This is a genomic window from Georgenia sp. EYE_87, assembly GCF_023148685.1.
Lineage (GTDB): Bacteria > Actinomycetota > Actinomycetes > Actinomycetales > Actinomycetaceae > Georgenia.
The window spans coordinates 116,477-138,689 of sequence record NZ_JAHXNL010000010.1 but is presented as its reverse complement, the minus strand read 5'-3'; the positions used below and the strand labels follow the sequence as shown (position 1 = coordinate 138,689).

The window sequence follows — 22,213 nt, the reverse complement described above, 5'->3', positions numbered from 1 at the left end:
TCCCCGTATCTGCGGGCCGCCACCTGTTGGCTTCCCGCCCAGTTCCGGGACCGGTATCGGACCGGCCCTTCTTCCTTACGGGACAAACGTAGGTCCGGACAATCCCGACGAACCGGGACAGAGGTCCTGTCCGGACGTTCCGCGGGCGTGGCCCGCGTCACTGCGGCGTCGCTCAGTGGTTCACGACAGTGGTGCCACGACGAAGGCCGCCTCCGTGGGAGGCGGCCCTCTTTGGGGTGATCCGTGAACGGCGCACCCGCGAAGGTGCGTGCGACCACCGATGGTGGAGATGGCGGGAATCGAACCCGCGTCCGACGGCGTGGAACCAGGGCTTCTCCGGGTGCAGTCTGCTGCTGATTTTCTCGGCCCCAGCGATCACGCAGACAAGTCGCTGACAGGCCCAGTCATCTGAGTGTTCCCGCAGCCCCGATGACGAGGACTACGAGCAGTGGCTCTCTAGCTGACGCCAGGAACCGGGACGAGAGCTAGCCCGGGCTGACGGAGTCGCTACTCGCTCAGGCGGCGAGGGCGAACTCGGTGCGCTTGGAATCGGCACCTATTGGTTTGCAGAGAGCGTTTACGAGATAACTCTGCATCCTCGACCCGCTTCTCCTGGAACGACGACCATCGTCGAAACCGATCATCCCCATGTGCAGTTGTCAACCGACGAGAACTTCCGTCGGATCCCATGCTACGTGGTCAACGACGCCCCTGGCACCTCTATTCCCGACGGCCGCCGTGCGACGTGGATCACTCCCCCAGCTCGGCGTTCACCAGCTCCTTGACCCGCCCGAGCAGCTCGATGGCGTGCAGCGACTCGCGCTGCGGCACCCCGGAGACGTCCATCTGGAAGTTCTGCCGGTCGTGCCCGAGGTAGCCGTGCAGCGCCACGATCTTCTGCGCCACGGTCTCCGGCGAGCCGATGACGAAGGCGCCGTGCCGGCCGGCCTGAGCCTCGTAGGAGATCCGGTTGGGCAGCGCGAACCCGCGCTCGCGCGCGATCTTGGTCCCGGCGTCGAGCTGGTACGGGTAGAAGAACTCCATCGCCTCCTCGTCGGTGTCCGCCAGGAACCCGTGCACCGAGACCGAGACGGACCGGCGCGCCTCCGGGTGGCCGGCCTCGGCGTGGGCGGTGCGGTAGAGCTCGGCGAGCGGCGCGAACCGGCGCGGCTCACCGCCGATCACGGCGTAGTTGATCGGCAGCCCCAGCCGGCCGGCCCGCACCGAGGACGCCGGCGACCCGCCCGTGGCGACGGCGATGTTGAGGTGCTCGCCGACGCCCGGCTTGTCGGTGGGCCGGGGCAGGATCGTCGCGTCGGTGAGCCGGGCCCGGAAGTTGCCCGACCACGTCACGGGGTTGCCGGCGTCGATCGCCAGCAGCAGCTCGAGCTTCTCCTCGTAGAGCTCGTCGTAGTCCTCGAGGTTCGCCCCGAAGAGGGGGAAGGACTCGATGAACGAGCCGCGGCCGGCGAGCAGCTCCACGCGCCCGCCCGAGAACTGGTCCATGGTGGCGAACTCCTGGTACACCCGCACCGGGTCCTCCGTGGACAGGACGGTCACGGCCGAACCGACGTGGATGCGCTCCGTGCGCGCGAGCGCCGCGGAGATCACGATCGACGGTGCGGAGACGGCGTAGTCGGGCCGGTGGTGCTCCCCGATGCCGACGTAGTCGAGGCCGACCTCCTCGGCGAGCACGGCTCGCTCCAGGATCTGACGGATGCGCTCGCCGGGCGTCACACCCTCCGCGCCGGGACGGGTGTCGAGATCGCCGAAGGTGTAGATGCCCAGTTCCATGCCGAGGCAACGTCCCGGAGCCGTCCGCTGTTCCCCGGCACCGCAGACTCCCCTCGCCCGCCGGGTGCCCGCCCCTCGATAAGGTGGTGGCTCCAGGAGGTGGTCCGGCGTGCACAGCCAGCTCGAGGTGGAGCGGAAGTTCGCCGTGCCGGAGGACTTCCGGCTCTCCGACGTGGCGTTCCCGCAGGACCTGCGGGAAGACGGCACCCTGAACCTCGAGAGCACCTACGTCGACACCCCGGACCTCCGGCTGGCGGCGCACGGCGTCACGCTGCGCCGCCGCACCGGGGGTACGGACGACGGGTGGCACCTGAAGCTGCCGGGGCCCGACGGGCGCCTGGAGGTCCACGAGCCGCCCGGGCCGGAGGGCGTGGACCCGCCGGAGTCGCTCCGGCGCCTCGTGGCCGTGCACGTGCGCGACGAGCCGCTGGTCCCGGTGGCGCGGCTGCGCACCACCCGGGCGGTGCACCGCCTCCGCGCGGACGGCGGTCCCGTGCTTGCCGAGGTGGTCGAGGACGACGTCACCGCCGAGTCGCTCGGCGACGACGTCACGGTCAGCACCTGGCGGGAGGTCGAGGTCGAGCTCGTCGACGGCGGTCCCGGCCTCCTGGACGAGGCGGCGGCCGCGCTGGTGGCCGCCGGCGCGACGGACCCGCCCGCGCCCTCCAAGCTCGCCCGGGCGCTCGGCGACCGCCTGCCGCGGCCGGAACCACGACCCCGCCCGGCGGGACGGGGCGACCCGGCCGGCGACGTCGTCCGGGCGTACGTGGTCGAGCAGGTGGCGGCGCTGAAGGAGGCCGACCCCGGCGTGCGGCGCGACGCCGAGGACGCCGTGCACCAGATGCGGGTGGCCTCGAGGCGGCTGCGGTCCGCGCTGAAGACCTTCCGGCCCGTGCTGGACCGCGCGCGCACCGACGTCGTGCGGGGCGAGCTGCGTTGGCTCGCGCACGCGCTCGGCGACGCCCGGGACACCGAGGTGCTGCGCGCGCGGCTGCGCGAGATGCTCGACCGGGACGGGCACGAGCCGGACCGCGACGCCGCGGCCGCTCGCGTCGACACCGAGCTCGGCACCCGCTACGACCGCGCGCACCGCGAGGTGCTGAGCGACCTGGACAGCCCCCGCTACTTCCGGCTGCTCGACGAGCTCGACGCGCTGGTCGCGGCCCCGCCGCTGACCGAGGCCGCCGGGCGCCCCGCCCGGGAGGTGCTGCCGCGGACCGCCCGCAAGGCCTACCGGGAGCTGCGCCGCCTCCACCACCGGGCGCGGGAGGCGGAGTCCGCGGAGGAGCACGAGACCCTGCTGCACGAGGTTCGCAAGGCGGCGAAGCGCGCCCGGTACGCCGGGGAGGCGCTGAGGCCGGCCTTCGGCAGGGACGCCAAGAGGTTCGCCGCCGCCATGGAGGAGGTCCAGGAGGTGCTCGGGGAGCACCGGGACAGCGTCATCGCCGGCCAGACGGTGACCGGCCTGGCCGCGCAGGCGCGCGACGACGGTGAGGACACCTTCGAGCTCGGCCGCCTGGCCGGCCTCGAGGAGGCTCGCTCGGCCGCGGCCGCGGAGGCCTACGACGCGGCCTGGGCTGCGGCGTCGAGAAGGAAGCTGCGCCGCTGGACCCGCCGATAGGCCGATAGGCCCGAGACGGGCCACGGTGGCGGTCCCCGCCACGCACCGCGCATCCCGCCGTTACGATGCGGCTAGCTGGCAACGACGCTGGAGCCGCGATGAACCTCGAGAAGGTGATCTTCGGGTTCTTCGTCGTGCTGGCCGCCACCCTCAACTTCGGGTTCTTCATCGGCCCTATCGACGACCCTCGCGTGCACAACATCTACGAGCTGTTCGCCGCCGTGGTCGTCAACCTGATCGCCACCGTGCTCAAGTTCGGCGACCGCACACAGATCGGCGCGTTCCACCTCGCCACCAGCCTCGTCGCCGACCTCCAGCTCCTCGCCGCGGCCGCCGTCTGGGCGATCGCCTCCGCCACCACCGACGGACAGCTCGGCCCCGAGGCCACGTCCTCGGTCGTCTCCCTCTCCGGGGGCGCGCTGCTGGCCAACCTCATCTCCATCACGATCCTGCTCGTGGAGACGGTTTCCTACCACCGGCGCTGAAGGACTCACCGTGGGCAACCCCCTCCTGACGTTCTGGTACCGCATCTTCGGCGACGCGGCGCGGTCCCCGGACGGTCCGCCCCCGCCGCCGCCCGGCGCCACCTCCCAGGCGACCGCGACGATCTTCGTCGTGCTGCGACGCATGCGCGCACCCTTCATCGTGCTCATCGTCATCTTCGCGGTCAGCGTGCTGGGCCTGATGGTCATCCCGGGCAAGGACTCGGCGGGACGACCGGCGCAGCTGGGGCTGCTCGACGCCTTCTACTTCATGAGCTACACCGCCACGACGATCGGGTTCGGCGAGATCCCCCACCCCTTCACCGCGCTGCAGCGGTCGTGGGTCACGGTCGCGATCTTCCTCAGCGTCGTCGGGTGGGCGTACGCCATCGGCAGCCTGCTGGGCCTGCTGCAGGACCACGACTTCCGGCAGGCGGTCTCCACCCAGCGCTTCGCCCGCAAGGTGGCGCGCCTGCGCGAGCCGTTCCTGCTCGTGGTCGGGCACGGGCAGACCGGAAGGTTGGTGGGCGACTCCCTGGACGCCCTCGGGCGTCGTTTCGTGGTCGTGGACCGCTCGGCGCGCAGCATCTCGAGCCTGGACCGGGACGCGTACCACTTCGACGTGCCCGGCCTGGCGGCGGAGCCCTCGAACCCCGAGGTCCTCGTGGCAGCCGGGCTGCGTCACCCGCGGTGCGAGGGCGTGCTGGCGCTGACGGACGACGACGACGTCAACCTCGCCGTCACCACGGCCGCCGGCCTGGTGCGCCCCCGCGGGACACTGATCGCCCGAGCGTTCTCCGTGCGTGCCGCCGGGCGCATGCGCGCGCACGGTGCCACGGTCATCAACCCGTTCGACGCCTTCGGGGACCACCTTCGCCTCGCGGTGCGGTCCCCGGCCTCGTACCAGCTCGAGCAGTGGCTCACCTCTCTCCCGGGTGAGGCCGTGCCCCCGCGGCGTGCACCGCTGGCCCCGGGCCGGTGGGTCGTGGCGGGCTACGGGCGTTTCGGGCAGGAGGTCACCCGTGACCTGCGGTCGAGCGGGGTCGAGGTGACCGTCGTGGACGCCGGCACGACGACCAGCGATGACCCGACGGTGCTGCGCTGCGAAGGTCTCGAGGCCGACATGGTGGCCGCGGCGGACGTCGCCGGGGCCGCGGGCATCATCGCCGCCGACGACGACGACGTGACGAACCTGGCGCTCGTCGCGGCCGCGCGGCGGGACAACCCCGACGTCTTCGTGGTGGCCCGGCAGAACGACCGCTCCGACCGGGAGCTCTTCGAGGCTGCCGACGCCGACCTCGTGCTGGTCCCGCACGAGGTCACGGCGCACGAGGTGCTGGCGCTCCTGGGGAGCCCCGTGCTCCTCCGCTTCCTCAAGGAGATCCCGCGCCGTGGCGACGCGTGGGCCGAGGAGCTGCTCGAGCGGCTGGTCCTCCGGTGCGGGCACTCGAGCCTGATGATCTGGCAGGTCGACCTCGCGGGCCCGGCGGCCGCCGGCCTGCGCCCGTGGCTGCTCGCCGGCCACGCCAGGATCACGGACCTCCTGCGCAGCCCGGCGGATCGGGAGGCGGCGGTGGCCGCCGTCCCACTCATGGTGGTGCGGGAGGGGCGGGACCTCTGCACGCCGGGCGAGGACCTTCTCCTCGCCCCGGGTGACTCGCTCCTTCTCGCCGGCCTGCCGCGCGCCCGCCGGGAGCTGGAGAGCACCTTCGTCGACGAGGCGACGCGGGAGTACGTCCTGCACGGCCGGGACGTCCCCTCGAGCTGGATCTGGCGCCGGCTCGCCCGCCAGCCCAGCGGCGTGGGGTGAGCGAGGGCCGAGCGGGTCAGCCCTTGCGTGAGGTGAGCTCGTCCACCAGCATCGAGCCCGCCATCCCCAGCATGAAGACGTCCTTGGCGATGCCGGTGCCCTCCTGCGTCGGCTTGACGCTCGAGCCCTCCTCGGTGAGACCCGGCGTGCGGGTGTACATGTACAGCAGCGACCCGGAGAACCCGGCGAGCCCGAGTGCGGCGAGCCAGGTGGGCACGAGCGGGACCAGCAGCGCCGCGCCCAGAGCGATCTCGGACGTGGAGACCAGCTTGCCGAAGTCCTTCGGTGACAGCTGCTTGAGCTGGGGGAAGGCGTTGGCCGCCATCCCCTGCAGGCCGGCGGCGGCCTCGTCGGGCAGCCCGCGCTTGCCGAGGCCGGAGTTGAGGATGAACGCTCCCGCCGCGGCCCGGGACGGGACGTGGCGGAGCTTGATCGGCAGACCCATGGCGAACCTCCTGGCTCGTACGGACGTCGCCACCGTAACCCCGCCGCGCCGGGTGCCGCGAGGGATGCCGCCGCCCGCTACCGGTTCCGGCGCAGGCTCATGGCCTTCTGCGCCTCGCGCTCGTCCTGCTTCTCGCGCAGCGACTGGCGCTTGTCCCACTCCTGCTTGCCGCGGGCCAGCGCGATCTCGACCTTGGCGCGCCCCTTGGTGAAGTAGAGCTCGAGCGGCACGATCGTGTGCCCCTTCTCGCGGGTCTTCACGGCCAGCTTCTCGATCTCCTCCTTGTGGAGGAGGAGCTTGCGCTTGCGCCGCGGACCGTGGTTGGTCCAGGACCCCTGCGCGTACTCCGGGATGTGGACGTTGTGCAGCCAGGCCTCGCCGTGGCGGTCGATCTCTATCCAGCCGTCCACGAGCGACGCGCGGCCCATGCGCAGCGCCTTGACCTCCGTGCCGGTCAGCGACAGGCCCGCCTCGAACGTGTCGTCGATGTGGTAGTCGTGACGCGCCTTCTTGTTGCGCGCGATCACCTTCCGGGCGTCCGCCTCGGCCTTGGCCCGCTGCGCCGCGGTGGGCTTCTGCGCCCCGGGTGCCTTCGTGCCCGCCACCGTGGATCCCTCTTTCCTGTCCGTCACCGCGCGCCGGTCGGCCCGCCACGGCCCCGAACCGGGGCCGACCATCAAGCGTATGCCAGCACCCCGGCCGCGCTCGACCGGATTGGCCGACGGCGGACAGCCGTTGCGTGGGCGCGCTCAGCCGGCCTGGGCCAGGGTGTGCCCGGCGAGGTCCTCCTCGAGGTCGCCGGTCTCCCCCGCCGCGACGGCGCGACGGCCCAGCACGAGCGTGTAGCTCCAGTAGCCGGCGAGCACGAGCGCGCCGATGACGAGCTTGAGCCAGCCAGGCAGCACCGAGGGGGTCACGAACCCCTCGACCAGGCCCGAGACGGCGAGGACGAGCACGAGCCCGACGGCGACCGTGACCAGGGAGCGCCCCTCCTGGGCCAGCGCGCGGGCCCTGGTCCGGCCACCCGGGGAGACTGCGGTCCAGAACAGCTTCAGCCCGGTCCCGCCGGCGATGAAGATCGCGGTGAGCTCCATGAGGCCGTGCGGCAGGATCAGGCCGAAGAACACGCCCAGGTCCCCGTACGCGGCCATGATGGCGCCGGCCTGGCCGACGCCGACGGCGTTGACGAAGAGCACGTAGACCGGGAAGACCCCCGTGATGCCGAGCCCGATGCACTGCGCGGCGATCCAGGCGTTGTTCGTCCACACCAGGGCGGCGAAGTCCGGCGCCGGGTAGTTGGAGTAGTAGGCCTCGAACGCGTCCTGCGCGTAGTCCTCGAGCTGGGAGGGCGTGCCCAGCTGCGCCAGCGCCGCCGGGGTGCCGGCCGTGTGGACGCCGACGACGACGGCGAGCGCCACCCACGCCACCATGACCGCGACGGTCCACCACCGCACGCGGTAGAACGCGGCCGGGAGGGTGAGCACGAAGAAGCGGGAGACGTCCGCCAGGCGCAGCTCGTGGGCGCCGGCCACCCGCCCGCGGGCCTGGCCCAGCAGGGTGGAGAGCCGGCCGACCAGGTGGGGGTCCGGGGCCGAGCTGCGTACCGCGGACAGGTGGCCGGCGGTGGCCTGGTAGAGGCGGACCAGCTCGTCGGCCTCCGGACCGGTCAGACGCCGCTGCCGGCTCAGCTCCTCGAGCCGCCGCCACTCCGGCTCGTGCACCGCGGCGAAGGCGTCGACGTCCACACCGGTACCCTCCCACAGGTGAGCACCCGCCGGTCCGGCCCCGAGGTGGCGCTCGCGCACGCCCGGTTGCAGGAGGACCTCATCGTCACCGGCGAGGCCGTGGCCCTCGAGATCCGCCCGGCGTCCGTGGGCGTCCGGGTGCTCGGGGCTCTCCTGGACGCCGTCGCCTACGCCGCCGGCGCCGTCCTGCTGATCCTGGGCGCCACCCGGGTGCTCGAGACCCTCAACACCGCCCAGCTCGGCGTGGTGCAGGTGGCCACGTTCGCCGTCGTCACGGTGCTCGCGCCCACGACCGTGGAGACCCTCACGCGCGGGCGGTCGCTCGGCAAGCTCGTCACCGGGATCCGCGTGGTCCGGGATGACGGCGGACCCGTGCGGTTCCGCCACGCGCTCGTCCGGGCGCTGGTGGGCGTCGGCGAGCTGTGGCTGACGGCCGGGGCGGTCGCGATCACCTCGGCGGCCGTGAACCGGCGCGGCAAGCGGCTCGGCGACCTGCTCGCCGGCACCTACGCCGTGCGGGTGCGCGGGGGCGAGCGGCGCGAGCCCCCGCTGGTGATGCCGCCGGAGCTCCGGTCGTGGGCGGACTCGGCCGACATCCGCGCCCTGCCCGACGGCCTGGGCCTCGCCGCCCGCCGCTTCCTCGGCCGCACCGGCTCGATGACGCCCGAGGCCAGGGCCCGGATGGGGACGTCGCTGGCGGCCCAGGTGGAGCCGTACGTGGCGCCGCCGCCGCCGTGGGGGACGCACCCCGAGCGGTTCCTCGCCGCCGTGCTGGTCTCCCGGCGGGACCGCGAGTACGCCGTCGGGCTGCGGGCGCGGCAGCGCGACGAGGAGGAGGCGGCCCGGATCGCGCGCCTGCCGTACGGGGTGCCGGACTCGCGCTGACCCGGCCGCGCAGTCGGCCGACGGCGGCCGCAGACGGCCGGCGGGCGGCCGGCGGCTCACGCCCCCGGCGCCTCAAGGGCGCGCCCGGCCGGCGTGGGACCGATCACGGTTTCCTCCGTCCTGTTCACGCCGGGGGTCCGGCGGCGTTACCGTCGAGCATCCCTGCGGAACGGATCCACCTATGACCCGGAAACTTGTGGTCACCGCCGACGATCTCGGCATCGGGCCCGCCACCAACGAGGCGATCGTGGACCTCATGGCGCGCGGCGCGGTCACCTCGTCCACCCTGATGGCCGTCGCCCCCGGCGCGCCCGACGCGGTCGAGCGCGTCCGCCGCGCCGGCCTGGCCGACCCGCGGCTGCACGTCACCCTCACCAGCGCCCGCGAGCTGGCGCCGTGGCGGCCGCTCGCCGCGGACGTGCCCACCCTGACCGACCCCGAGGGGCTGTTCCACGTCGACCTGGCCCAGTTCGAGACCGCCGCCAGCGCCGCCGAGGTCCGCCGTGAGATGACCGCCCAGCTGGGATGGATGGCGGAGGCAGGTCTGCGTCCCGCCGCCCTGGACTCTCACTCGGGCAGCCTGTACAGCCACCGCGGCGGCCAGCTCCTGGACACCGCCCTGCGGTTCTGCGCCGAGAACTCGCTCGGCTTCCGCCTGCCCCGCACGCTGCCCCGGCTGCTGGACGTCGCCGTCCGCGGCCCCCTCCGCCGTCGCTACGACGAGGCGGTGGCGACCGCCGGCGCGTACGGCGTCCGTCTGCCCGAGACCGTCATCGGCGCGGTCCTGCCCGGCCGGCTGCTCACCGGCTACGCCCACCTGCGCTGGACCGTGCTCAGGCAGCTGCGTGCCCTGCCCGACGGCGTCTCCGAGCTGATCATGCACCCCGCCCCCGCGGCGGCCGCCCGAAGGCTGGACCGCGCCGAGGGACGCAAGCGGATGTGGGAGCTGCGGCTGCTCCAGGACCCGCTGTTCCTGCGGACCCTGCGCAGCGAGCGGATCGAGCTCGTCCCGAGCTGGTAGAAGCCCCCGGCTACGCGCGTTCCGCCACGGGCACGCCCGCGGCCGGGAACCGGGGGCGCCGCAGCTCGTCGTACCGGACGGCCATGACGCCGCCGACGATGAGCACCCCGCCGAGCAGCTGGACCGGCAGGGGCAGCTCGCCTATGAGCAGCCACGCGAAAAGGACCGCGAAGAGGACCTCCGACAGGCCCACGAACGCCGCGACGGTCGACCCGAGCCGGCGCGTGCCCGCGATGCCCAGGGCGTAGGCCAGCGCTGCCGCGACGACGGCGAGCAGCGTCAGCGGGACGAACCACGGCACCGTGGCCCCGGCGAGCTGCACGTTCGTCGTCGACCAGCGCATCGGCGTGACGCCCACGAGCCCGGCGAGCGCGAGGGCCGCCGTCGCGACCACCATCCCGCCCGCGGCCATGACGATGGGCGGCAGCCCGGAGGTCTCGTGGGCGGAGAGGACGAAGTAGACCGCGAGGCCGACCGCGGCCCCCAGACCCCACAGCACGCCGACGGGATCCACGCGCAGGCCGCCGGTGACGTCGAGGACGAGCACCAGGCCGGCGAGCGAGAGCACGATCCCCGCGAGCGTGAAGCGCCGGGGACGAAGGCCGTGACGCAGCCACATCCAGCCGACCACGAGGACGGGCCCGAGGTACTCGAGCAGGAGCGCGACCCCGACCGACAGGGTGGTGACGGCGGTGAAGTAGAAGAGCTGGCAGGCGGCCATGGCCACCAGCCCGTACGCCGCCATCAGGCCCGCGTGCCGGCGCAGCAGGTGCCAGCGGCCGCGCAGCGCGAGCAGCGCGGGCACGGCGAGGACGAGCGCGGCACCCCCGATGCGCGCGACCACCGCGGCGCCGGGCGTCCAGCCGCTCTCGAGCAGCGACTTCGCCAGCGCCCCCGAGGTGCCGAAGGCCGCCGCGGACACGAGCGCGAACCAGAGCCCGCTCACGCTGCGCACGGCGTTCCCCGGTCGTGGTGCACCCGCTCGCGCCGGCCCCTTTTTGGGCCGCTCCTCGCCCGCACGCCCCGGCCCGCCCGCACTCCCCGGCCCGCCCGCACGCCCCGGCCCGCCCGCACGCCCCGGCCCGCTCGCAGGCCGGGCGGTCAGCTCGCCCATGAACACCCTCTTTCTCGGGCCGGGCATCGCCGTTGCGCCGATGTCGGACCCAGAGCCGCATCTCGCCCCGCCCGCCACGGTAGTTCGCCGTCGACGCGGGTCAAGAGCATTACCACTGCCAGCCGCCCGCGCGCACTGCACCTCGCCCGCACAGACGGCCACGGGCCACGGGCACGTCGAGTGAGACGTTTTCCGGGTAATAAGGACCGAATAACACGGAAAACGTCGCACTCGACGCTGAGTGGGCTGACAGGCTCACGGGCTCACGGGCACATGGGCACACGGGCACACGGGCACACGGGCACACGGGCTCACGGGCTCACGGGCACACGGGCACACGGGCACACGCGCTGACGGGCTGACGGACTGCCGGCGCACGCGGGTTGTGCGTTGCTCGGGCTACGCCTCGAGCCTGAGCGCCTGACGCCATGTGAGCGCGGTGCCGCCCTGCAGCACCGCGCGCTGGTAGACGCGCTCCCCCAGCCGCACGAGCAGGTACGCGGCGACAGCGGTGATCGCCAGCGAGAGCACCGGCTCCCACACCGGCAGGTCGTGGCTGAGCATCCGCACCGGCATGGCCACCGAGGACACCACGGGGATGTACGAGGCCACCGCCAGGGGCGTCCCCTTGGCGAAGATGCCCGCGAAGACGGCGACCATGATGACCCCGAGCACCGGGCCGGTGTTGGACTGCAGGTCCTCGCTGCGGCTGGCCAGCGACCCCAGGACGGCGAATACAGAGGCCAGTGCCGTGAATCCCACGATGAAGAAGACGATGAACCAGCCCGAGGCGCTCAGGATCCAGCCGATCTCCCCGGCCGTCCCGGTGAGGTTGAGCCCGATCAGCCCCACGACGGCGTACAGCGCGACCTGAGCCAGCGCGAGCGCGGAGTTGCCGACGACCTTGCCGTAGAGCAGCTGCCGGATCGGGATCGCGGTGGCGAGGATCTCGACCACGCGGTTCTGCTTCTCCTCCAGCACCGAGGTGGCGATGGCCATGCCGAAGACGATCGCGGCCATGTAGAAGAGGAACGCGAAGACGAAGCCGACCACGCGCTGCATCTCGGCCTGCTCCGCGTCGCCCTCGAGCAGCTCGGTGGTGACCGTGGAGCCGGCGGTCAGCTCCGCCGTGGTCGTGCCGGCGGCCTGGGCGTTGGTCTCCAGGACCGCCGCGGCCACCGCCTCGGTGAGCACCCGCGCGAGCCCCTCGTCGACCTCGGTGCGCCCGACGACCGTCCACCCGTCGTCCGTCCCGAGCAGCGCGACGTCCGCCTCCTCGGCCTCGACGGCGGCGCGGGCCGCAGCGTCGTCGGGGAGCTCGGTCACCTCGACGCTGTCCCCGGAGTCGTCCGCCGCGACGAGCTCGTGGGCGGCCGCGGCGACCTGCGCGCCGAGGTCGTCCGCCACGGCGACGGTGTGGTCGGTCGTCCGCGCGCCGAGGAACGCGGACAGGCCGATGCCGGCGGCGATCATGGCCAGGGTGATGGCGGTCGAGATCAGGAAGTTGCGGTCGTGGAGCTTGACCATGACCTCGCGCACGGCGACGACGAGCCACGGGCGCTGGACGGCCGCGGGGGCCTCGGCGACCGGGGTCGGGGTCTGGGTCCTGGGTGCGGTGGTGGTCATCGCACGGCCTCCCGGTAGATGTCGGACAGGGTGGGGACGAGGGGCGTGAACTCGACCAGGCCGCGCTCGGCGGCGCGGCGCACCACGCGGTCGCGCGCGGCGTCGTCGTCGATCTGGAGGATCGCGGTGGTGCCCTCGACGTCGACGACGTCGACCCCCGGCTCCCCGCGCACCCAGCCGGCGTCGGGCTCGGTGCCGAGGCGGAAGCGGCGGGGCCCGGCCGCCCTCAGGTCGTCGGCGGCGCCGGCGGCGCGCACGCGCCCGCCGGAGAGGATGACGAGGGAGTCGCAGAGCCGGTCGACGAGGTCGAGCTGGTGGCTGGAGAAGAGGACCGGCACCCCCTGCCGGGTGCGCTCGCGCAGGAGGTCGACCATCGAGTCCACCGCGACGGGGTCGAGACCGGAGAACGGCTCGTCGAGGATCAGCGCCGCCGGGCCGTGGAGCAGGGAGGCGGCCACCTGGACGCGCTGCTGGTTGCCGAGCGAGAGGGACTCGAGCTTGTCCTTGGTCCGGCCGCCGAGCCCGAAGCGCTCGAGCAGGCGGGTCGCCTCGGCCGCGGCGTCGTGGCGGGTCATGCCGCGCAGCTGGCCGAGGTACACGAGCTGGTCGAGCACCTGCTGCTTGGGGTAGAGGCCGCGTTCCTCGGGCATGTACCCGAACCGGGCGCGGTCCTTGCTCGTGACGGGCCGTCCGTCCCAGCGGACCTCGCCGCCGTGGATGGCGAGGACGCCCATGATCATCCGCATCGTCGTCGTCTTGCCGGCGCCGTTGGCGCCGACGAAGCCGGTCATCCGGCCCGGCTCGACGACGAACGAGACCTGGTCGACGGCGGTGCTGTCCCCGAAACGCCGGGTCAGGTCGATGACCTCGAGCGCGGGAGGTGACTTGCTCATACGGATTCCTTTCGTCCGCCACGAGCCTAGGGAGCCGCCCCCGGGCGGCACATCCGCCGCCGGGGTGAACCGTCCGGGCGCCGTCGTCTCCCCCGCCGGGAGGTCCTGCTCCCCCGCCGACGCGTCAGCTCCGTCGCGAGGATGAGGGCCGGTGGCCGACCGGTCAGCCCGCCCCCACCAGACCGGTGCGGTGCGCCAGGACCACGGCCTGCACGCGGTCGCGCGAGTCGGTCTTGGTGAGGATGTGGGACACGTGGGTCTTCACGGTGGACTCGCCGAGGAAGAGCCGCTGAGCGATCTCGGCGTTGGACAGTCCCTCCGCCATGAGGCCGAGAACTTCCCGCTCGCGCCCGGTCAGGCTCGCCACCGCCCGGGAGGTGGCGGCGTCGACGGCGCGGGCGGGCTGCCCGGCCGGCGCCGGGGCCGGCGGACGGCCTTCGCTCACCAGGCGCGAGATGACCTTCACGGTGACCTCGGGCGCGAGCAGGGCGTGCCCGTCGGCCACGGCGTGGATGGCGTCGACGAGGTCGTCAGGGTCCGCGTTCTTCAGCAGGAACCCGCTCGCGCCGGCGGCGAGGGCGTCGAACAGGTAGTCCTCGCGGTCGAACGTGGTCAGGATGATGACCTTGGCGAGGTCCTCGCCGACCACGCGCTGGGTGGCGGCGATGCCGTCCATGACCGGCATCTGCACGTCCATGAGCACGACGTCGACGTCCGTGGTCGCGAGCATCGCGAGCGCCTCGGCGCCGTTGGCCGCCTGCCCCACCACCTCGATGTCGTCCTCGACGGAGAGCACCATGGCGAAGCCCGAGCGCACGAGCGCCTGGTCGTCGGCGATGAGGACGCGGACGGGGGTGGTCATCTGTCTCCCAGTGACGGTGGTGCGGTGTGCGGTGGCGGGGGTCACGGCACCAGGGCGCCGTCGCGCACCCGCAGGCCGAACCGCGCACGGACGCGCCACCCGGTCCCGGTGCGGCGCGGGCCGATCTCGGCGTCGCCCCCGTGGAGCGCGACCCGCTCGCGGATCCCGCGGAGCCCGAAGCCCGAGCCCTCGGTGCCGCCGCGGGGGCGGCCGTCGTCGATCACCTCGACCTCGACCCAGCGCGGCGCCGGCCCCTCGGAGCCGTCGCGGTCCGTCCCCGTCCGCAGCGTGACGAGCGCCCTGGTGGCGGTGGAGTGGCGGGCGACGTTGGCGAGCGACTCCTGGACCGTGCGGTAGATCGACAGGCCGAGCGGGCCGGGCACGTTCTCGAGGTCGCCGGGGCGTTCCTCGACGCGGCGTAGCTCGACGGCGAGCCCGGCCTCGGACACGCTCTCGACCAGGGGGCGGAGGCCGGCGAGGTCGGGCTCGGGGGCGCGTTCCGCCCCGTCCTGCGCGAGGTCGGTCTCCGACCGGAGCACCCCGAGCAGGGAGCGCATCTCGGCGACCGCGTCCCGGCTGGAGCCCTCGATGGTCCGCAGCGCCTCGGTGGCCGCGTCGGGGTTCTTCCCCAGCACGCGCCGCGCGGCGCCCGCCTGGATGCCGATGACGGCCACATGGTGGGCGACGACGTCGTGCAGCTCGCGCGCGATCCGCAGTCGCTCGTCGACCACGGCGCGGCGGGCCAGCTCGCCGGACTGCTCACGGATCCGGTCGGCCTGGGCGGCCAGGCGCTGCTGCTGCAGCGCGGCCCGCCAGGAGCTGCGGCCCACGAGGATCGCGCCGCCGAAGAAGGCGAGGTTGACCGCGACGCTGTAGAGGACCGCCGCGGTCATCTGGCCCAGCGGGCCGTCGGGCTGCCCGTAGGAGTCGGTCATCCGCTCGAAGGTCGCGGTCATGGTGAACGTGATGACGACCCACAGCGCCATCGTCAGCAGCACCAGGCCGTTCGCCAGCCAGAGCAGCCGCCGGTCCGGCGCCCACGCCACCGCCGCGTACAGCGCGGCGAAGTAGGCGGCCTGGAAGGTGATCTGCATCGCCGCCTCGGGACTGAGGTACGACAGGCCGAGGAACAGGGCGCTGCTCGCGAGCAGCACCGTCAGCGGGAAACGGCGGCGCACCGCGAGCGGCAGGATCATCAGCGTCATGGCCACGAACGCGCGCCAGGTGTCCTCGCCGTCGATCCGCAGCCCCATGCTCTTGGAGACGACGAGCATGCCGAGCGCGAGCATCAGGAAGAGGGCCGTGCCGACGGCGTCCTGGCGTAGCTGCCGGGCGCCGGGGCCCGGCCGCACCCAGCTCGGGTCCACCGGGTCGTTGAGCCAGGCGTTGAGCCGCCCCGCGGTGTCGGTGCGCTCGGGTGCCATGGTGCTCGAGTCTACGGAGGTTTCCGAGCCGGCTGCCTCCGCCTCCAGACGGAGTACCCCGGGCGGACCCCTCCTTGGTCCTGACCGGTCATCTCTCCGCGGAGACCGTCGCAAGACGTCAGCTCCTCGCCGGGACCTGTCGCGAGACGACAGCTGCTCGCCGAGACGTACGTCTCGGCGAGCAGCTGACCGGTGAGCGGGAAGATGGCGGGTCACCGAAGTGAGGACGCCTCGCGGCCCCGCGTGGGGGTCACTCGACCCTGCAGGCGTAGGCGGGGACCGTGAGGAACGTGGGGAACTCCTCCCCGAGCGCGACCTCGGTGAACAGGTCGGCCGCCTCGGCGATCCTGGCGCGCCGGGCGCCGTGGTCGCCGGCCTCGTCGAGCAGCGCCGTCGTCTCCTCCGCCAGGATCTGGCGGACGAGGGCTCCGGTGACGGTGCGCCCGTCGTCGAGCCGGGTGGCGTTGTGGATCCACTGCCACACCTGGGAGCGGGAGATCTCCGCCGTCGCCGCGTCCTCCATCAGCCCGAAGATGGCGACGGCGCCGCGCCCGCCCAGCCACGCCTCGAGGTAGCGCAGGGCCACCGCGACGTTGGTGCGCACGCCCCGCTCGGTGACGGCCCCCGGGGTGGCGGCGACGTCGAGCAGATGGCGGGCGGTGACGTGGACGTCCTCGCGGGTGCGCCAGAGCTGGTGCGGGCAGGCGCCCAGCACGCCGTCGAAGACGTCTCCGACGTAGCCCACCATGCCGGGGTGGGCGACCCACGAGCCGTCGAAGCCGGCGTCGGCCTCGCGCTGCTTGTCCGCGCGGACCCTGGCCTCCACCTCGGCGTTGCGCCCGGGGTCCTTGGAGGGGATGAACGCCGACATGCCGCCGATCGCGTGCGCTCCGCGCTTGTGGCACGTGCGCACCAGGAGCTCGGTGTAGGCCCGCATGAACGGCGCGGCCATGGTCACGTCCGCCCGGTCGGGCAGGACGTAGGCCGGGCCGGAGTCGCGGAACTTCTTGATGACGGAGAACAGGTAGTCCCAGCGGCCGGCGTTGAGCCCGGCCGAGTACTCGCGCAGCTCGTAGAGGATCTCCTCCATCTCGAACGCCGCCATGATCGTCTCGATCAGCACCGTGGCGCGGACCGTGCCGTGCTCGATGCCCAGCGCGTCCTCGGCGAAGTCGAAGACGTCGTGCCACAGCCGGGCCTCGTGGTGGTTCTCGAGCTTGGGGAGGTAGAAGTACGGCCCCGAGCCGCGGGCGATCAGCTCGGCCGCGTTGTGGAAGAAGTAGAGGCCGAAGTCGACGAGGGCCCCGACCATGGGTTCGCCGTCGACGTGCAGGTGCTTCTCGAGCAGGTGCCAGCCGCGGGGCCGGACCACGATGGTGGCGAGGTCCTCGCCGAGCTCGTAGCGCTTCCCCTCGGGCGAGGTGTGGTCGATCGTGCGGCGGATCGCGTCGCGCAGGTTGACCTGGCCCTCGATCACGTTGGCGAGGTGCGGGGTGTTGGCGTCCTCGAGGTCGGCCAGCCACACCTTCGCCCCGGAGTTGAGGGCGTTGATCGCCATCTTCCGGTCGGTCGGGCCGGTGATCTCCACCCGCCGGTCGAGCAGCCCGGGGGCGGGCGGGGCGACCTGCCAGGTGCGGTCGTCGCGGATGTGCCTGGTCTCGGGCAGGAAGTCGGGCAGGTGGCCGTTGGCCAGCCGGCGGCGGCGCGCGTGCCGCTCGGTGAGGAGCTCGGCGCGGCGGCCCGCGAAGCGGTGGTGCAGCTCGGCGAGGAACGCGAGCGCCCCGGGGGTGAGGATCTCCCGGGCGCCGGCGACGTCGGGGCCGCTGAGCCGGACCGTCGAGGAGCCCGACGGCGACGTCGCCGGCACGGACCCGGCCACCACCGCCGCCGCGGCCGGCGTGGCGGCGCTGGGCGCGCTGGCTGCGCTGGGCGAGACCACCCGCAGGGGCGTGGCGCCGGCACGCCTGGGGGCGGCGACGACGAGCTGGCGGGGGTGCGGGGCGGTGGTGGTCATGGTGGTGGTCCTTTCCGGGCGCTCGGGCCTAGTGGAACTGCTGCTCCTCGGTGGACCCGCGCAGCGCGAGGGTCTCCGAGTCCGGGTTGATGGCGGTGGCGATCAGGTCGAAGTACCCGGCGCCGACCTCGCGCTGGTGCTTCGTGGCCGTGTAGCCGTGGGCCTCGGCGGCGAACTCCTTCTCCTGGAGCTCGACGTAGGAGGTCATCCCGTTCTGCGCGTAGCCGCGGGCCAGCTCGTACATGCCGTAGTTGAGCTGGTGGAAGCCGGCCAGGGTGATGAACTGGAACTTGTAGCCCAGCTCGCCGAGGTCGCGCTGGAAGGTGGCGATCTGCTCGTCCGTGAGGTTGGCCTTCCAGTTGAAGGACGGCGAGCAGTTGTAGGCGAGCATCTTGCCCGGGTACTTCGCGTGGACGGCCTCGGCCACCTGGCGGGCCAGCCCGATGTCCGGCGTGCCGGTCTCGACCCAGATGAGGTCGGCGTACGGGGCGTAGGCCAGGGCGCGGGCGATGACGGGCTCCGGGCCGGGGGTGGTGCGGTGGAAGCCCTCCGGGGTGCGCTCGCCGGTGAGGAACGGCTGGTCCACCGGGTCGACGTCGGAGGTGATGAGGTTCGCCGCGAGCGAGTCGGTGCGGGCGACGATGATCGTCGGCACGCCCATGACGTCGGCCGCGAGGCGGGCCGCGTTGAGGGTCCGGATGTGCTGGCCGGTGGGGACGAGCACCTTGCCGCCCAGGTGGCCGCACTTCTTCTCGGCGGCCAGCTGGTCCTCGTAGTGGATGCCGGAGGCGCCGGCGGCGATCATCGCCCGGGCGAGCTCGTAGGCGTTGAGCTGGCCGCCGAAGCCGGCCTCGGCGTCGGCCACGATCGGCGCGAACCAGTCGAAGCCCGGGTCCGTACCCTCGGACCACGTGATCTGGTCGGCGCGGCGCAGCGCGTTGTTGATGCGGCGCACGACGGTGGGGACCGAGTTGACCGGGTAGAGCGACTGGTCGGGGTAGGTCTCGCCGGAGGTGTTGCCGTCGCCGGCCACCTGCCAGCCGGAGAGGTAGATCGCCTTGAGCCCGGCCCGCACCATCTGCACGGCCTGGTTGCCCGTGATGGCGCCGAGCGCGTGGACGTAGTCGGTCGAGGTCAGCAGGTGCCAGAGGCGCTCGGCGCCGCGGCGGGCGATCGTGTGCTCCTCGCGGATCGAGCCGCGCAGGCGGGCGACGTCCTCAGCGCTGTAGGTCCGGCTGACGCCGGCCCAGCGGGGGTTCGTGGCCCACTCGCGCTCCAGCTCGGCGGCCTCCGCGCGGATCCGCTCCGCGGGGCCGGTGCCGGTGGTGGTGGGCTCGAGCGTCGTGGTCATGGTCTCTCCCTAGAGGTGAAGAACTGGCGTGACACCACTCTGCTGGGGTGACCCAGTTCACAACCACTGCTAATCTCGGTGAAGTTCTTCCGATCTTCACCCTTGGAGAAGAAGTGACGATGACCGAGCCCGCGGTCGACCTGGCCACCCTCGGCCGCCGCATCCGCCACGCCAGGCAGCGCGCCGGACTCACGCTCGCCGAGCTCGCCGCCCGGGTGGACCGCGCGCCGTCGTTGCTCTCCTCCATCGAGAACGGGCGCCGCGAGCCGCGCCTGGCCCTGCTGAGCGCCCTCGCCCGGGAGCTCGGGGTCACGGTGGCCGACCTGATGAAGGCTGAGGCGCCGTCGCACCGGGCGGCGCTGGAGATCGCGCTCGAGCAGGCGCAGGCCCGGCCGCAGTACGCCGCGCTGGGTCTGCCGACGGTGCGTCCGGGCGCGAAGCTGCCCACGGAGGTCCTGGAGTCCCTGGTCGGGCTGCACGAGGAGCTCACCCGCCGGGCGACCATCCAGGCGGCGACGCCGGAGGAGGCCCGGCGGGCCAACGCCGCCCTGCGCGCGGACATGCGCGCGCGCAACAACTACTTCCCCGAGATCGAGCAGGCCGCCTCACGCATCTCGACGGCCGTGGGCCACACGGCCGGGCCGCTGACCGAGCGCGGCGTCGGCGCGGTGACCGCCCACCTCGGCTTCACGCTGCACCGGGTGCCGGACCTGCCGCGCTCCACCCGGTCGATCTCGGACCTGCGCAACCGCCGCATCTACCTGCCGGTCACCGACCGCGGCGGGCACGACCCGCGCACCATCGTCCTGCAGACGCTCGGCCACTTCGCGCTCGGCCACTCCGACCCCACCAGCTACGCGGACTTCCTGCGCCAGCGGGTCGAGGCCAACTACTTCGCCGCCGCGCTCCTCGTGCCGGAGAAGCCGGCCGTCGACTTCCTCTCCGCGGCCAAGGCGGCGAAGTCCCTGGCCATCGACGACCTGCGCGACACCTTCGCCGTCTCCTACGAGACGGCGGCCCACCGCTTCACCAACCTCGCCACCGAGCACCTCGACCTGCCCGTGCACTTCATGCGCGTGGGCGAGGACGGCGTCATCTACAAGGCCTACGAGAACGACGACGTCACGTTCCCCACCGACGTCACCGGCGCCATCGAGGGCCAGCTCGTGTGCCGCAACTGGGCCTCGCGCCGGGTGTTCGCCAACCCCGACCGGTACGCCACGCACTACCAGTACACGGACATGGGGCGCGGGACGTACTGGTGCACCACCCACGTGGAGCGCACCGCCGACGGCGACTTCGCCATCGACGTCGGCGTGCCCTTCGCGCACGTGAAGTGGTTCCAGGGGCGCGAGACGTCGGTGCGGGCGCGCTCCTCGTGCCCGGACCCGTCGTGCTGCCGCCGCCCGCCGGCCGACCTGGCGGCGCGGTGGTCCTCCCACGCGTGGCCCAGCGCCCGGGCGCACTCGCACCTGCTGGCGGCTATCCCGCCCGGCACCTTCCCCGGCGTGGACGACACCGAGGTCTACCAGTTCCTCGACCGCCACGGCGTGGAGGCGTAGGACGCACGAGAGGCCCGGCCCGCCGCGCGGTGCGGCGGGCCGGGCCTCCTCCCCCGTCGGGTCAGCAGGTGCCGACGATCCCCCGGTTCACCCCGTCGGCCCCGGACTCCGCGATGTCGAAGAGGCAGGCGGCGGAGGTGCCGGCCAGCTTCGGCCCGGCCATGCCCGGGCTGGACGTGTAGCCCCACGAGTTGACCGACACGATCGGCCCGGTGCCGCCGCCCATCGGCTGGACCCAGGGGCCGCCGGACGCGCCGCCGGAGAGCCCGCAGCTCGGCAGCCACCAGTTGTCGGCGCCCTCGGCGGTCATGTCCTCGGCGCAGTACATGAAGTTCGGGTCGTCGCTGTAGGAGTAGCCCAGGGCGTGGGTGACGTCCGAGGCGTCGGCGAGGTCGAACGCCGGCTGGCTGAAGTCGACCGGCAGGGTGCCGACGGCGGCCTCGAGGGAGTCGCTGGACGCCGCCGCGCCGGTGTGGGCACCGGCGCCCGGGACGACGTAGTAGGCGTAGTCCCACGGGATGTTGTCCGGGAACGTCCGAGTCGTCCAGTCGTCGTCGACCACGCCGTGGACGGGCGCCCAGCAGCCGTAGGGGTCGTTGGTGCAGTCGACGTCGGTGGGCGAGCCGCCGCCGGCCTGGTCCGGGATGAAGAGGACGTTGCGCGCGAAGGTCTTCGCGACGTCGTCGTAGACGCAGTGCGCCGCGGTGATGATGACGGACTCGGCGGTGGCGGAGTCGGTGGCCACGGTGCCGGAGCAGACGTACCCGTCCCAGCTGGTGCCGGAGCGGTTGGCGGGCATCTCGAAGTAGATGCGCCCGGCGGCGGACTGCACGGCGCCGCCCTGGGTCCACTCCGCGTTGACGACCGCCCCGGAGCCCGGCTGCGGCGCGCCGGCGGCGTCCACGGTGAAGGGGACGGTCGGCGACGTCGTGACGTTGCCGCCCTTGGCGCCGTCGGTGGCGACCACGCGCCACGCCCACGCGCCGTCGGTGAAGCCGGAGAGACCGACGCTCCACGTGTCACCGGTGCCCCGAGTGGCGGAGAAGGTCCCGATGGTGCCGTCGGGGTAGACGATCACGAACTTCACCGAGCGCAGACCGGAGGGATCGGTGACGACGGCGGAGAAGGTCTTCTCGGCGCCGATCGTGGTGCCCGCGGCGGGGGCCACGGCCGAGACGGACGGGCCGGTGCGGTCCGCGACGGGCCTGGCCCGAGGCGCCGGGGCGCTCGTGGCTCCCGCGCTCTCGCTCGCGCGGAGCCGGGTGCGCCCGGCCGCGGCGGCGGCGACGGTGTGGCCGTGCGGCTCGAGGTTCCCGGCGGAGTCGCGCCGGTAGGCGAGGCCTCGCTCGTCGACGACGAGGTCGCGGGGCTCGGCCGCTGCCACCCGGTCCGGGGTCCAGTGGCGGGCGACGGCGGAGGCGCGGGGGTCGGTGGCGTCCCCGGGAGCGCCCTGGGCGGCGGCCGACGCGGCGGACAGTCCGCCGACGACGATCGCGACGGCGAGGGTGAATCGGACGAGTCGTCTGCTCATTTCCGGGACGCTAGCGGCGCGGCGGTCCCGCGC

General features: G+C 73.4%; 18 protein-coding genes and 1 other RNA gene. 6 read left to right on the top strand and 13 right to left on the bottom strand.

Annotated features, from left to right (window positions below; genetic code table 11):
- Nucleotides 1–281 precede the first annotated feature (281 nt).
- Both ssrA and KZX45_RS14875 read right to left on the bottom strand, forming a co-directional pair.
- Nucleotides 282–648, bottom strand: a transfer-messenger RNA (tmRNA) gene (ssrA, locus tag KZX45_RS14880).
- A 102-nt stretch (nt 649–750) separates the two neighbouring features.
- The gene (locus tag KZX45_RS14875) at nt 751–1,794 is read right to left on the bottom strand and encodes an LLM class flavin-dependent oxidoreductase (RefSeq protein ID WP_248258534.1); all 1,044 of its coding nucleotides are present in this window, start codon (nt 1,792–1,794) and stop codon (nt 751–753) included.
- A gap of 109 nt (nt 1,795–1,903) precedes the next feature.
- Here KZX45_RS14875 and KZX45_RS20380 point away from each other — a divergent pair, with 109 nt between their 5' ends.
- From KZX45_RS20380 to KZX45_RS14860, 3 genes are all read left to right on the top strand, one after another.
- On the top strand, nt 1,904–3,415 hold the full coding sequence (locus KZX45_RS20380) for a CYTH and CHAD domain-containing protein (RefSeq protein WP_248258533.1): 1,512 nt from the start codon (nt 1,904–1,906) through the stop codon (nt 3,413–3,415).
- Nucleotides 3,416–3,513: 98 nt separating this feature from the next.
- Entirely contained in the window at nt 3,514–3,900 is a 387-nt protein-coding gene (locus KZX45_RS14865; protein WP_248258532.1) for a DUF6394 family protein, read from the top strand.
- A gap of 10 nt (nt 3,901–3,910) precedes the next feature.
- Entirely contained in the window at nt 3,911–5,707 is a 1,797-nt protein-coding gene (locus tag KZX45_RS14860) for an NAD-binding protein (protein ID WP_248258531.1), read from the top strand.
- A gap of 16 nt (nt 5,708–5,723) precedes the next feature.
- On the opposite strand, the gene KZX45_RS14855 is transcribed toward KZX45_RS14860, so the two are convergent.
- The 3 genes from KZX45_RS14855 to KZX45_RS14845 all read right to left on the bottom strand — a co-directional run bounded on the left by KZX45_RS14855 (nt 5,724) and on the right by KZX45_RS14845 (nt 7,897).
- Nucleotides 5,724–6,152, bottom strand: a complete 429-nt coding sequence (locus KZX45_RS14855; RefSeq protein WP_248258530.1) for a hypothetical protein — start codon at nt 6,150–6,152, stop codon at nt 5,724–5,726.
- A 77-nt stretch (nt 6,153–6,229) separates the two neighbouring features.
- Nucleotides 6,230–6,757, bottom strand: a complete 528-nt coding sequence (gene smpB / locus KZX45_RS14850; protein ID WP_308221750.1) for an SsrA-binding protein SmpB — start codon at nt 6,755–6,757, stop codon at nt 6,230–6,232.
- A 144-nt stretch (nt 6,758–6,901) separates the two neighbouring features.
- Nucleotides 6,902–7,897, bottom strand: a complete 996-nt coding sequence (locus KZX45_RS14845; protein WP_248258529.1) for a stage II sporulation protein M — start codon at nt 7,895–7,897, stop codon at nt 6,902–6,904.
- 18 nt (nt 7,898–7,915) lie between these two features.
- Here KZX45_RS14845 and KZX45_RS14840 point away from each other — a divergent pair, with 18 nt between their 5' ends.
- Together KZX45_RS14840 and KZX45_RS14835 are read left to right on the top strand one after the other, a co-directional pair.
- Nucleotides 7,916–8,782: an RDD family protein gene (locus tag KZX45_RS14840; protein ID WP_248258528.1), complete on the top strand. Its 867-nt coding sequence runs from the start codon at nt 7,916–7,918 to the stop codon at nt 8,780–8,782.
- A 181-nt stretch (nt 8,783–8,963) separates the two neighbouring features.
- The gene (locus tag KZX45_RS14835; protein WP_248258527.1) at nt 8,964–9,803 is read left to right on the top strand and encodes a ChbG/HpnK family deacetylase; all 840 of its coding nucleotides are present in this window, start codon (nt 8,964–8,966) and stop codon (nt 9,801–9,803) included.
- A gap of 10 nt (nt 9,804–9,813) precedes the next feature.
- Here the strand turns inward: KZX45_RS14835 and KZX45_RS14830 are convergent, their stop codons facing one another.
- From KZX45_RS14830 to aceA, 7 genes are all read right to left on the bottom strand, one after another.
- On the bottom strand, nt 9,814–10,758 hold the full coding sequence (locus tag KZX45_RS14830; protein ID WP_248258526.1) for a DMT family transporter: 945 nt from the start codon (nt 10,756–10,758) through the stop codon (nt 9,814–9,816).
- 558 nt (nt 10,759–11,316) lie between these two features.
- Nucleotides 11,317–12,543, bottom strand: a complete 1,227-nt coding sequence (locus KZX45_RS14825) for an ABC transporter permease (protein WP_248258525.1) — start codon at nt 12,541–12,543, stop codon at nt 11,317–11,319.
- Nucleotides 12,540–13,436, bottom strand: a complete 897-nt coding sequence (locus KZX45_RS14820) for an ABC transporter ATP-binding protein (RefSeq protein WP_248258524.1) — start codon at nt 13,434–13,436, stop codon at nt 12,540–12,542. The genes KZX45_RS14825 and KZX45_RS14820 overlap by 4 nt, the downstream gene beginning before the upstream one ends.
- Nucleotides 13,437–13,599: 163 nt before the next feature.
- Complete coding sequence (locus tag KZX45_RS14815) at nt 13,600–14,298, bottom strand: response regulator transcription factor (RefSeq protein ID WP_248258523.1); 699 nt, start codon at nt 14,296–14,298, stop codon at nt 13,600–13,602.
- A gap of 41 nt (nt 14,299–14,339) precedes the next feature.
- Entirely contained in the window at nt 14,340–15,722 is a 1,383-nt protein-coding gene (locus tag KZX45_RS14810; protein WP_248258522.1) for a sensor histidine kinase, read from the bottom strand.
- Nucleotides 15,723–15,972: 250 nt separating this feature from the next.
- Nucleotides 15,973–17,736, bottom strand: coding sequence for a malate synthase A (gene aceB, locus KZX45_RS14805; RefSeq protein ID WP_248258521.1), 1,764 nt, complete (start codon nt 17,734–17,736; stop codon nt 15,973–15,975).
- A gap of 28 nt (nt 17,737–17,764) precedes the next feature.
- Entirely contained in the window at nt 17,765–19,087 is a 1,323-nt protein-coding gene (aceA, locus tag KZX45_RS14800) for an isocitrate lyase (protein ID WP_248258520.1), read from the bottom strand.
- A 119-nt stretch (nt 19,088–19,206) separates the two neighbouring features.
- Here aceA and KZX45_RS14795 point away from each other — a divergent pair, with 119 nt between their 5' ends.
- Nucleotides 19,207–20,649, top strand: a complete 1,443-nt coding sequence (locus tag KZX45_RS14795; RefSeq protein ID WP_248258519.1) for a helix-turn-helix domain-containing protein — start codon at nt 19,207–19,209, stop codon at nt 20,647–20,649.
- Between the two features lie 61 nt (nt 20,650–20,710).
- On the opposite strand, the gene KZX45_RS14790 is transcribed toward KZX45_RS14795, so the two are convergent.
- Complete coding sequence (locus KZX45_RS14790) at nt 20,711–22,180, bottom strand: hypothetical protein (protein ID WP_248258518.1); 1,470 nt, start codon at nt 22,178–22,180, stop codon at nt 20,711–20,713.
- Nucleotides 22,181–22,213: the final 33 nt, after the last annotated feature.